The organism is Paraburkholderia fungorum, assembly GCF_902833645.1.
Classification (GTDB): domain Bacteria; phylum Pseudomonadota; class Gammaproteobacteria; order Burkholderiales; family Burkholderiaceae; genus Paraburkholderia; species Paraburkholderia fungorum.
In genome coordinates this window covers 180140-191668 of sequence record NZ_CADFGE010000017.1, presented here as the reverse complement: position 1 = coordinate 191668, position 11529 = coordinate 180140, and the positions used below count along the sequence as shown (strand labels likewise).

Below are 11529 nucleotides of genomic sequence, written 5' to 3'. Positions count from 1 at the left end.
ACCTCACCATCCGGAGAAACGTCATGCCATTCCGTCAATCCGTGGTCACAGACCTCGCGCCCGGATCCTGGGCACTCAACGACGGGCAGCAGGGGCTGGTTACGGCCGCAAGACAGTTCGCGCGTGACCGCCTCGAGCCACTGCTGGGTGGCGCGCCTGACTCCGCCCGGTGGGACGAAACGGTCCGACTTGCCGCGGCACTCGACCTCGCGACCATGATCCTCCCGGAACAGAGGGGCGGCATGGATATCAGTCGGCACGACCTTGCACTTGTCATTGAGCAGTTCGCAGCAGGTCCGCTCGAACGGGCCGCCGAACTGACACTCAGCAGCGCCGCACTGATGACGCTGCGCAAATACGGTGCACTCGACCTGCTACCCGATCATAATATCCAGCATTACCTTGATGGCACAACGTCGATCGCACCGGGCATCCCTGACGTCGACGCTTCGGGTTTCTGGGTGTTGCGCCGGCACGCATGCTCGCAGGCAATGATGGTCCGGATGGACGGTGAACGTCCGCAGCTCGTGCTCGCTACGCTGACCGAGAGGCGGGACACCGGGCGTTGCTCCTCCGTTGCCCTGCCAGGGCCGCTTTCCATCGAGCGATACACCACTGTGCCGGCAGGCGATACGCCGCTGCGGGTTGTGTCCAACGGCGCGACCGCAGAAGGCAATCTGGTACGGCAGTGGCTTGTCGACGCAGCCACCTACTTTGCTGCGCTGCTGTCGGGCGCCGTCCAGCAGGGCGTGACCTTCGCCCTTGCCTACAGCGCCTACCGGCAGACGTTTCGCAAGCCAATTACCGCGCACCAGCTCGTCGCCGTACGGCTCGCCGACATGCTGATATCGGCGCACACCATTCACCTTTTCCTCAGGTCCATTGCAGCACGCGATCCGCAGCCGGATATCGCGCCCGTGCGGTCCATGGCTCACCACATTGCCACCGAGGCATTGGACGTTGCGCGCGAGCTTGTGCAGCTTTGCGGCGGTCATGGCTATGTGGAAAGCCTGCCGCCCGCTGCACGGTTCCAGACGATGCACTGGTTTGCGATGCTGTTGATCAAGCTCGAAGCCGGACTAGGCGCGCTCGCTGCGCCAGACGTCCACCAGCGGGAGAGTTGACGTGAGCAGCCAGGACCCGGCTGCCGAACCCGCACATCGCACTGACGGATCCCACCAGACGGGCGGAGAATCCGGTTCATGCTGGCTTCGGGAGCCCGACTCGGACGATGTCAATGACATTGCTGCCTGGCTCGCCGACCAGCACATCAACCAGTGGTTCGATTTCGGGCAGGGCCGACAAACGCTTTCCGTGCCGGCCGTGCGGTTCATGATCCAAGGCGGTCGGCACCGCATACGCATGTTTGGGCCCGCGGGCCACGAGGCCGCAAGCGGCCTCGTGGCCGCCAGCGACCTGGCGCATGCATTCGGCACCGGCTCATTTTGGGTGCTGCGCGACAGCCGCCGACCAGCCTGCAGGGACATGACATTTACCGCGTCCACCAGGCTGCTGCGCGAGGCGTTCGAAGCCGACCGGCTGCATTGCATCACCGCGTGGGCCGTAGAGTGCAACGTGCGCTCGCGACACCTGCTCGAGCGGATCGGCTTTCGCCTCGTCGGGCTGCAGCGCGATTGCCACGTCATGCATGGCTCGCGGTATGGACGCGTACACTATGACCTGCTGCCGGCCGATCTCGCCGCCGACACCGGCTCACCCCAGCGTGGCGCATGAAGCCGCCCGTCATCACCGCAGTGACGGCCTGGGTGCCAGACGCCCTCCCCCTGTCCCGATGGACGGCAATAGAGTCGTCGCTGCGCGCGACCGGGCATCCCGGCTGGGACGCCTGGATGCGGTCCTGGCACCCCGACTACGGGCACTGGCTGGAGGCATGGCCGGGTGTGGAGAACGCCGGTTCGCCCCCCGTGCACCTAGCGGGTCTGGTAACGCCCGAGATGAACTGCAAGGTGCCGGTTGAGACCGTTACCGATCTGTCAGGGCTCGCCGCAAAAGTGACAAAAGCGATCTGTCACGCACGCCCGCCGCACTCACGACCAGTGGAGGTCATAGTGTTCTGTCACAGCAGCCTTGATGAACACGTTTCAACCACGATTGCCGGACGCCTGTGTGCCGAAGTCGGTACACCATGCTTTCCTTTTTCGATCTCGCAGCAACACGGTGTATCGCCATTCACAGCATTGCGGATCGCATCCGACCTGTTCATCGCCGAGCCGGACATCCACACGATACTCATTGTCGCCGCGGAAAAGTGGCGTCCACCGTTTTCCAGAATGTGCGGACCCGGCATCGTGCACGGTGATGCCGCAGGTGCGCTGCTGATCGAAAGGAACCACCAGGCAGGAGCTAACCTGCAACTGCTCGATGCTGTAACCCGGCAGGTTCCCGTTGACATCGGGACCCTTGCATCTGGGATCCCCGATGCACCCAGATTCGCCCTGGTTTCGATGATCGAATTCCTGCTCGCCCGGCACGACCTCCGTCACGAGGATATTCACGAGGTCATTGGGCATCCGGGCACTCCGTCGCTCACACGTGCAGTAGGGGAGCTTCTCAACCGACCCGATGCCCGAGTGGAGCATGCGGTTTGCGTTCATCTCGGCGCGGCCGAATCCATCGTAAGACTTGCGCAGGCGCTCACCCGTGCCACCGGTCGCCAGCGACGCCGCCTGCTGCTATGGAGCTACGGCACCCGCGGCTTTATCGGCACGGCTCTGCTGGAATTGTGCGGAACGCCCTCCCTCTATTGGCGGGACGGTGTCCGGTCCGTCTCATGATCCCCGATCTCGGGATACCGCACGTCGCCTTTCATCTTCCCCAGCGTGTCGACGACGTCCGGGACTGGGGAAAGCGAACCCGGCAGAAGACCGCCACCGTGCAGAACCTGGAGCGGGCCGGGATGCGTTACTACCGCAATGCGAACGGACAGACCGCAATTGGACTTGCGGCCAGCGCTATCCAGCGTCTTCTGCTCGCCTCCAGTATCTCACCTCGTGAAGTCGACTGCATCGTCTACGTGCACACGCTCCAAGGCAGCATCGCGCCACCACCGCAGTCGCTGCCCGGCCTGCTCTGTGACCGGTTCGGCTTCACGAACGCGGAAGCTTTCTCGTTCGCGCAGCAGCACTGTGCATCCGCACTTGGCGCATTGCGCGTGATTCGCGCGATGTTCATTGCGCGGCCCCACATGAAACGGGTCCTGCTTGTCGGCGCCGACGTGATGCCGCTCGACTCTGAGAGGTTAATGAAAGCAGAAGGAATTCTGGGCGACGGTGCGTTTGCTGCATTCGTGGAGCGCGACGCCGCCGTTAACCGCCTGCTCGCGATCGCGACACACGCCAGCGGCCAAGGTTGGCGTGGGGTACTGGCAAATGACCAGCCGCGCCTGGCGGCGCAGAACTTCTTCACGGCGCGACGACTGATCACTGACACAGTGCAGCTGACACATTTCAAACCGGGCGACATTCAGAAGATCCTGCCCCACCACCTCGATCTGCCTGCGTGGCACGGCCTGCTCGATTCACTTCGGATCCCACAGGACCGGCTTTTCGCAGAGAATTTTGCCCGTATTGGCCACGTCACCGTCAGCGACGCGTTCATCAATCTTGCCCAATGTCATGGACTGGTGCCAGATAAGCCGCTCCTGCTCTTTGCACGGGGCGTCGGAGGGTTTTCAGCAGCAGCGCTGCTGGTCCATTAGCCGACCAACTCAGCCCCACTTCGTCCGCTTGCCCCAGTCGCGCGGAAATTAGCCGCAATCGCTTGCATGAACCATCCGGCGGCAATCTGCAGACTATAATAAAAGTTGAATGCGCCCGGACGAATGCACGTCCAGTTGGCCATTGTTGGTGCCGTAATCTGCGGCAATCGTATGCGGGCTTCTGACTGGCCTCTGACCGCCGGAAACGCGTGTCGCATGAACCGCACCGTCGTTGCGCGCAGGCCGCGTTCTCATGTGACCCCTGGCGTTCCAGACGCTGTGGGACAGCGCCAAGGTAGCGAACATGGAACATGTGTCTCGACGCCGTTCAAAAAAGGGACAGCACAGGCCCTCACCCAGATACGATCGTCTGCAAACTGGCGCGCCGGCGCCGGTCGTGCGTCTCGCACGTGCCACCGACATTCCTTCCCTCGTCGAATCTTTCGGCAATGTGGCTGGGAAACTCGGCTTCCCGAATTACGTGATCAGCCGCGTTACACGGAGCCGTTCGACAAGCAACCGGCGAACGGTGCTCGAGATGATCGGCTCACACTATCCGCAGGAGTGGGTGCGGCACTACCAGCGTCGGGACTATGCGTCTACCGACCCCGTTCATCGGGCCGCGTTTTTCCAGTCGGTGCCCTACCGGTGGCACGACATCGCCGGGTTGAACAAGGCCGAGCTTCGTCTGCTCGACGAAGCGAGAGAGGCCGGGCTACCCGCGGGACTCAGTATCCCGCTCCACCAGTCGGATGGCAGTATTCTTCTGTTCAACCTGTCCGGCCCTCCGCATTCCGTCAACGACGCAATCAACTCCCGGCTGGCATACCTGATCAGCGCGCAGTTTCACTTCGAACTGCATCGCCTTGCGCAGATACCTTCAAGAAGAGCGGCACACCTGCTTACACCACGTCAGCTCGAATGCCTCACCTGGGTCGCCCGGGGGAAAACCTCGGCCGAGATTGGCGAAATCCTCGGGCGCTCGCGCTATACCGTTGACTACCACATCGACCTGGCGATGGAGGCTCTCAACATCCGCAGCAGGACGGCCGCTGCAGTCCACGCGACCGTACTGGGCATCATAAAACCCTGAATCTGTCTGTCCTGCAATTCCAGCGCACGTTCAGCCCGTCGCCGTATATCCGGCGTGCGTTCGTGCACGCTCGCACGTACTTGTCGACACCCTCCCAAAGCTCCGAGTTTCTGGGCCACATACACGCTGATAGCGTCGCATCAACGGCTAACATCAGGAGAAGCCCATGTCACACATCCTTGCAGGCAGGCTTGATGACCTGCCATCGGATATCCGTCACCATCTCGGAGCCTTCCGCCACAAGGTCTTTGTCCAGCGTCTGCACTGGGAAATACCCGGCGTGTCCCACGATGCGACGAGCGAATGGGATGAATTCGACGGAGGCAGTACCGTACACCTGGTCGCACTGTCCGCAGACGAAGAGGTTTGCGGTTGCGCGCGGCTCATGCCGACTACGGGGCGCTATCTGCTCCGCGACGTGTTTCCGGAACTTACTGGCCCTGGCTCGCTGATTTCGTCACCTTCGATCTGGGAGCTGTCGCGATTTGCTGCGTCAGGACTGGCAGACCCTCGAACCGGCTTAAACTCGGGCATGTCGTTGCTCCCATACGCGATGGCGCTTGCCCGCTCGTTCGACGCCAAGCGCCTGATTGGCGTGGTCTCGCGCCCCGTTGCACGTCTGTACCGGCGCTTCGGACTCGATCTGCGGGATATCGGCGCTCGCACGGCCCCGAGCACCGTCGATATCGTTGCGTGCTCAATCGATGTGGAAGCTGCCACGTTCCACAAACTCCGGTGCGATCCTGTCACGCTCCTGGACTCTATCACCCGTTTCGGCCAGCTTTCATCTCCTCACACCGGTTTGTCGTTTGATTCGCGTCGCACCGACGCGGGTGCGCATTCTCCGTACACCAATGGCGATGAACCTCTCACAGCAAGCGGTAGCGAAACAATGCGCGCGCAGGCGACAATCCGGACGACTGGCGTCTAACATTAGCGCATCCCTGCAGGGCGGCAATGGTGCCGGTTATCGCCCTCCTTGATCCAGTCCGGTCTGATCGCCGACGCGTAGGCTTGGGCGCTACGCGAGGCCTCTCCATTCGCCTGTGAGCTCAGGCCCAGGCGCTCGTCGATCGCGCGCGCGACGGTCGCAGACTTCGGGAAATGATCGTGATCGCATTCCGCCCAGAACATATGCATTGCGTCGAACAGGACCGACAGTATCGAAGTCATGTAGGGCAGTCTGACGACGATGCCCTCCGCCGTAGAGCCACCACCGGCTTCATCCCGTTCGTCCAATGGATTGTCCACAAGCATCGCGATCCGCAGCGACTCGAGTTCACGCTGCAGGCGATCTTCGAATGAATAATGAACAGTCGCCGAATGCGCAAGTGCTCTGCGCAACTCGCAAAGTTGCTGGTCCTTCATCGCCATGCATCGGGTTAGCCGATGGACCTCTGCTTCGGCCCGCCGCAAACGCTGATCGGGAGCAGCGTTTGCAGACGAAATCGGTGGGGCGCTCTCCATCGCAGCGACTGTCCATGCATCGACCTCTTTCATGATATTCCTTGTCTCAAATGCACATGCCTATGAGGTTGCCGCTACCCCTTTTCTCTATCCCGTGCGAATGGGAAAAGGCCTGGCTTCTCCGGCCACGGGTCAATCATGATGGACATCCGTGACGGAGTTATCGGGCTCCACCCACGTATCTTTTTTCGGTTTTCTCAGACGAAATATCAACTGCGAAAAACGGCAGGGTCCGCCTTATCTGAGGCTGCCCGATGCTCTCAAGATCCGGCGACCCGTCGCTCCTTTGCGCACCCCGACACCGGGGTCCGATAATTCTCCGGCCTCGTAATTCCCACGGCGACGCCTGCGACCACAACTCGCAAACAGCAGCGACTGCCATTCGCAAATCCGAGCTCGAGACAGACCTGCACCAACCGATCCTGCCCGAAATCCATAAGAATCCCAGCACAATCCACGCCGCACCCAGCGCGTATCCGGTAAACAGGTCGATCAGGGCAAGTGACTACCAGCGCAGCGACCGACTATGCATTGTGAGTAATCCCCACACGCCTTGCTGAATTCGCTAAAGCTATTCCATGGGCCTGCCGAAAAAGCAGTTACAAATCTGCCTGACAAGGACCAGACCAGAAAATGAAAATACCTGAGTTCGCTTTTCCCACCGGCCTTGACAGTATGGCCAGGACTGCAACTACCCTCACCAAGCTTGGTATTTTTACTGGTGGTATTTGCATCGTTGCGTACTCACTGAAAATCGGCTACTTTCCGCAGGATCTGTCCATTGGAGACGGTGCGCTATTTCTCATGGCAGCGGGTTGCTTTGGCATCGTCTACGCCTTCTTTGTAGCCTGCCTCGTCTCGTTGGGTATATTCTTTTCGCCATTAGTACGCATACCGTTTAATGCATTCATTAAAACCCTGAATCGATTCAGCAAACGAAAAAGGCCTCCCGCGCATGAATTGGCGCCCTTTGACTGGATCACCCTTCTGTTCGCGATCTTGGCCGTCATCCTGATCCTCGCCTTCGGAAAACAGGAACAGACTGCATACTGGAACCTTCCGCTGCTGTCGATCGCGCTGTATTTTTTTTATTCCATCTTCCACTCTTCAGGAAAGAAGCTGCGTGCCATCCACTCCGTCCAGAACGCCATCCTGCATACAGAAGAGAAGGACAAGCTCTCGAAGCTCGGCAACCCCGAGCATCTGCGGCGCAGCCAGTGGTTCAGCCTCGCTGCCATTGTCGTCATGCCGCTTCTTCTGGGTCATGTATCCGGCCAGCTTCTGGACGCAGCCATGCGCTTCGGCAAGATACGGATCGAGCACCCCACGATCTACGTCAAGTCGCCGTACGCACTGATGTTGCCGAAAAACCTGGTGCCCGCGGAGCACGCGAGTCTCGCTGACTACACGAGGTTTGACGGCACTGTCGTGCTGTTCAACGGATTCGGCAAGAACAGAGTCATATCATTCCCCGACGCCGGGGCAGTCAGGACAATACGGATTCCAAACGAATATATAATCGTCGAATAGCTCATGAGGCCGTCGGGCCGCGCCTGCGGTAACAACCCGGCCTCGGGGCTGCATGGACCATCCACGGCTGTGCCCTACCGCATGTTCGGGCCGGAGTCAGCCCACGCCCACCGCCCGACTCGACAGAGCATGAAGCCTGCCATGACGTAGCGAGCGTGCGTCGGACGGATCATCTTGACACACGGGTGCCCGCCACCTTGCGGCTTGCGATCCATGCGTCAATCTCGCTTTCATACCACGCTACCCTTCCGCCGCCAATCTCGACTGGCCTTGGAAACTTGCCTGCTGCCAGATACCGGTAGACTGTGCTCGCCCCCAGGCTCACTCGCATGCGCACTTCAGGGAGGCGAATAAGGCGCGACTTCGCGCTTTCGTGGCCGCCAATATGCTCGTCGTTCATCACGCTGGTCCTCCTGACGATGTCCAGGTGCCGCCGGACAGCCCCAGACTAGCGTGCTGCCGTAATCACATCAAACATACGGTCAGGAGAAACATTGCTACGGTGCAGGCTGGCCCACGGTCGCGAACGTCCCGTGGTTACCCTGCAGTTCCCACCCGCCAGCAACCACCGGTCGATTCTTGCCCCAGCATTCGGCTCCCGGAAAAAACCTCACTATTTCGGAGGAGCAGCTCCGACACGACCAGAGCCACGCGACCGTGAATCACCGACACCGCCCGTCACATCCGGCGTGGAGTCAGCCCTGCGCTGGCATTCGAGCGGAGTCCCAATTCAGCTACCCCTTCACCGCACAGAAAGCCGCCCAGTCGTCCATCATCTGTCTGCGCCGCTGGAACATGTCGCCGCGGCGATAGGCGGCCTCAACCTTGTCGTCCACGGTGTGCGCCAACGCCATCTCCGCCATCTCGTTGGGATAGGTCGTGCATTCCGCCGCCCAGTCACGGAATGTCGAGCGAAAACCATGCACGGTGAGGCCCGTGCGTTTCATCCGGCGCAGAACCGTGAGCATGGCCATGTTCGACAGCGGCCTGCCCTTCTTCGCGCCCGGAAACACCAGGTCACCGTCCGCCTCTTCAAGCAGCCTGCGCACCAGTGCAAGCGCGCAACCAGACAGCGGAATCCGGTGTGCCCGTTCGGCCTTCATCCGATCTGCCGGCACCGTCCATGTAGCCGCATCCAGATCGAATTCATCGCGGACCGCACCAATGACCTCGTTTGTCCTGGCTGCGGTCAGGATGAGCAGTTCGAGCGCCCGTGCAGCGAGCCCGTCCTGCGTCCGCAGTGCCTTCATGAAGGCTGCCGATTCCTTGTACGGCAAAGCGGCATGGTGCTGGACCTTCCGTACTTTTGTGCGTGCAGGCAGGATCTTGTCGAGGTGACCTTTCCACCGTGCGGGGTTCTCCCCTTCGCGGTAGCAGTGCACAGTGGCCCAGTCGAGCACCGACTCAATTCTTCCGCGCACACGACTGGCCGTCTCGGGCTTCGTCCGCCAGATCGGCTCGAGCACGCTCACGATGAGCGCCGTTTCGATGTCCCGTGCGGGAAGCGATCCAATGATAGGTGACGCATAGGTGGCCAGCGTGTTCTCCCACTGCGCGACATGCTTTTCGTTCTTCCACCCTGCACGGTTTGCCTTGATAAATGCCTTGGTGCATTCATCAAATGTCCGGCTGCGCGCTGCGGTCGCGAGCTGCTGCGCCCGCTCGGCACGGCGGGCCTCGATCGGATCGACGCCCTCAAACAGCATCCTGCGACAGCGCGCGGCGAGTTCGCGTGCGTCGGCAAGCGAGATGACATGCAGTGGGCCCAGGCCCATCTCGCGCAACCGTCCCTCGCGCCGGAAGCGGTAGACCCATGAGCGCGTACGCGCCACCGATACCTGAAGGTACAGACCACCACCGTCGCAGTAGTGGCCTGGCTTCTTCAGGCGCGCGACGCCGAGCGCCGAAAGACGGTGGATGGAACGCGGGTTTGTGCTCATGGCGACCTCCTCTGTACCCATACTACTACCCATACTTCTGGTTGCAATCGGGAGGTATGGAGCGGGAAGGTCCGGCACAAGAAAAAACCCCGGAAGGCCCATGTGGCAGCCTTCCGGGGTCTGGTCCGGGACATTGTGGAATGCCCCGGGGGGTGCTCCTGGCGGAGACGGAGGGATTCGAACCCTCGATCCAGGTTTTGGCCCAGATGCTCCCTTAGCAGGGGAGTGCCTTCGACCTCTCGGCCACGTCTCCCAAACTTTCGGTTGCGCAGGGAGTCAGCGCAACGAAGCCAAGATAATAGCGGGCCGCACCGCGAAGGTCAATGTCTACCGGACATTTTTTGTGCCAGTTTTGTCACCGCCGACGCAATTTATTCACATTGGCCGCGCATACCGTCGAGCATTCAGAGCTGAGACGCTCTTGTACGTCCCACCTCGTGCAACACATTACGCCTGATCCAGTTCGAACGCTTTATGCAGCGCGCGCACGGCGAGCTCCATGTACTTCTCGTCGATCAGCACCGAGATCTTGATTTCGGAAGTCGAGATCATCTGGATGTTGATGCCCTCCTCCGACAGCGTGCGGAACATCGTGCTCGCAATACCTACATGCGAACGCATGCCGACACCGACCACCGACACCTTCGACACCTTCGGATCGCCCAGCACCTGCTCAGCCTGCACGTGGCCCTTCACCTGGCTCGTGAGGATGTCCATGGCACGCTGATAATCGCCGCGGCCGACCGTGAACGTGAACGCGGTTTTGCCCTCGACGCTCTGGTTCTGGATGATCATGTCGACGTCGATATTCGCGTCCGCCACCGGGCCGAGAATCTGATACGCGATGCCCGGCTTGTCGGGCACACCCATCACGGCGATACGAGCTTCGTCGCGCTGGAACGCGATGCCCGAGATGACTGCTTTTTCCATGGTCTCGTCTTCTTCAAAAGTAATCAGGGTGCCCGACTTCATTTCAGCGTCGAGCGGGATGAGCGGATCGGTCAGGCTCGACAGCACACGCGTCTTCACCTGATATTTGCCGGCGAATTCCACCGAACGGATCTGCAGCACCTTGGAACCCAGGCTGGCCATTTCCAGCATCTCTTCGAACGTCACGCGATCGAGGCGGCGTGCACCGTCCACCACACGCGGGTCGGTCGTGTAGACGCCGTCGACGTCCGTGTAAATCAGACACTCGTCGGCTTTCAATGCGGCAGCGACTGCGACCGCGGACGTGTCCGAACCGCCGCGACCGAGCGTAGTGATATTGCCCTCGGGGTCGATGCCCTGGAAGCCCGTGATCACCACGACTTTGCCCGCTTCGAGATCGCGCAGCACGCGCTCGCCGTCGATTTCGCTGATGCGCGCTTTCGTGAACGCGCTATCCGTTTTGACGGGCACTTGCCAGCCGGCATAGCTGACCGCGTCGACGCCGGCTTCCTGCAACGCGATAGCGAGCAGTCCTGAGCTGACCTGCTCGCCGGTAGCGGCAATCATGTCGAGTTCGCGCGGGCTCGGCTGGCCCGTGATTTCTTTCGCGAGACCGAGCAAACGGTTGGTTTCGCCGGACATCGCCGACGGCACGACGACCATCTTGTGGCCGGCCTTGTGCCATTTCGCGACGCGCTTGGCGACGTTCTTGATGCGCTCGACCGAGCCCATCGAAGTGCCGCCGTATTTATGTACGATGAGTGCCATTGTCGTTCTGAACTGGAGGATAAACCGCGCTGGCGCGCTGGAGACAACCGCACAAAAGCACAGGGAGCGCAACGTCTTGTGAA

At 60.9% G+C, this 11529-nt stretch carries 11 protein-coding genes and 1 tRNA gene; 7 read left to right on the top strand and 5 right to left on the bottom strand.

Annotated elements, in window-relative coordinates; translation table 11 throughout:
- Positions 1-23: 23 nt before the first annotated feature.
- The 6 genes from HWX91_RS36935 (at position 24) to HWX91_RS36910 (ending at position 5742) form a co-directional block, all read left to right on the top strand.
- Positions 24-1124, top strand: coding sequence for an acyl-CoA dehydrogenase family protein (locus tag HWX91_RS36935; RefSeq protein ID WP_028200453.1), 1101 nt, complete (start codon positions 24-26; stop codon positions 1122-1124).
- A 1-nt stretch (position 1125) separates the two neighbouring features.
- Positions 1126-1734 (top strand): GNAT family N-acetyltransferase, encoded by a 609-nt coding sequence (locus tag HWX91_RS36930; protein ID WP_028200454.1) that lies wholly within the window; start codon positions 1126-1128, stop codon positions 1732-1734.
- Positions 1731-2795 carry a beta-ketoacyl-[acyl-carrier-protein] synthase family protein gene (locus HWX91_RS36925; RefSeq protein ID WP_028200455.1) on the top strand — a complete coding sequence of 355 codons (1065 nt, stop codon included), beginning with the start codon at positions 1731-1733 and terminating at the stop codon, positions 2793-2795. Before HWX91_RS36930 ends, HWX91_RS36925 begins: the two co-directional genes overlap by 4 nt.
- On the top strand, positions 2792-3718 hold the full coding sequence (locus HWX91_RS36920) for a 3-oxoacyl-[acyl-carrier-protein] synthase III C-terminal domain-containing protein (protein ID WP_028200456.1): 927 nt from the start codon (positions 2792-2794) through the stop codon (positions 3716-3718). Before HWX91_RS36925 ends, HWX91_RS36920 begins: the two co-directional genes overlap by 4 nt.
- A 397-nt stretch (positions 3719-4115) precedes the next feature.
- On the top strand, positions 4116-4811 hold the full coding sequence (locus tag HWX91_RS36915; RefSeq protein ID WP_028200457.1) for an autoinducer binding domain-containing protein: 696 nt from the start codon (positions 4116-4118) through the stop codon (positions 4809-4811).
- 166 nt (positions 4812-4977) lie between these two features.
- Positions 4978-5742: an acyl-homoserine-lactone synthase gene (locus HWX91_RS36910; RefSeq protein WP_081833266.1), complete on the top strand. Its 765-nt coding sequence runs from the start codon at positions 4978-4980 to the stop codon at positions 5740-5742.
- A gap of 2 nt (positions 5743-5744) precedes the next feature.
- Here the strand turns inward: HWX91_RS36910 and HWX91_RS36905 are convergent, their stop codons facing one another.
- A complete protein-coding gene (locus tag HWX91_RS36905; protein WP_244144185.1) occupies positions 5745-6185 on the bottom strand; it encodes a hypothetical protein in 441 nt (146 codons plus the stop codon).
- Between the two features lie 726 nt (positions 6186-6911).
- Here HWX91_RS36905 and HWX91_RS36900 point away from each other — a divergent pair.
- Positions 6912-7808, top strand: a complete 897-nt coding sequence (locus HWX91_RS36900; RefSeq protein ID WP_028200459.1) for a hypothetical protein — start codon at positions 6912-6914, stop codon at positions 7806-7808.
- A gap of 169 nt (positions 7809-7977) precedes the next feature.
- Here the strand turns inward: HWX91_RS36900 and HWX91_RS36895 are convergent, their stop codons facing one another.
- The 4 genes from HWX91_RS36895 to HWX91_RS36880 form a co-directional block, all read right to left on the bottom strand.
- Complete coding sequence (locus HWX91_RS36895; protein ID WP_025496093.1) at positions 7978-8208, bottom strand: helix-turn-helix transcriptional regulator; 231 nt, start codon at positions 8206-8208, stop codon at positions 7978-7980.
- 334 nt (positions 8209-8542) lie between these two features.
- Entirely contained in the window at positions 8543-9748 is a 1206-nt protein-coding gene (locus HWX91_RS36890; RefSeq protein WP_028200460.1) for a tyrosine-type recombinase/integrase, read from the bottom strand.
- Between the two features lie 159 nt (positions 9749-9907).
- Positions 9908-10001, bottom strand: a tRNA-Ser gene (locus tag HWX91_RS36885).
- A 194-nt stretch (positions 10002-10195) separates the two neighbouring features.
- On the bottom strand, positions 10196-11446 hold the full coding sequence (locus HWX91_RS36880) for an aspartate kinase (protein ID WP_028199562.1): 1251 nt from the start codon (positions 11444-11446) through the stop codon (positions 10196-10198).
- Between the last annotated feature and the right edge of the window lie 83 nt (positions 11447-11529).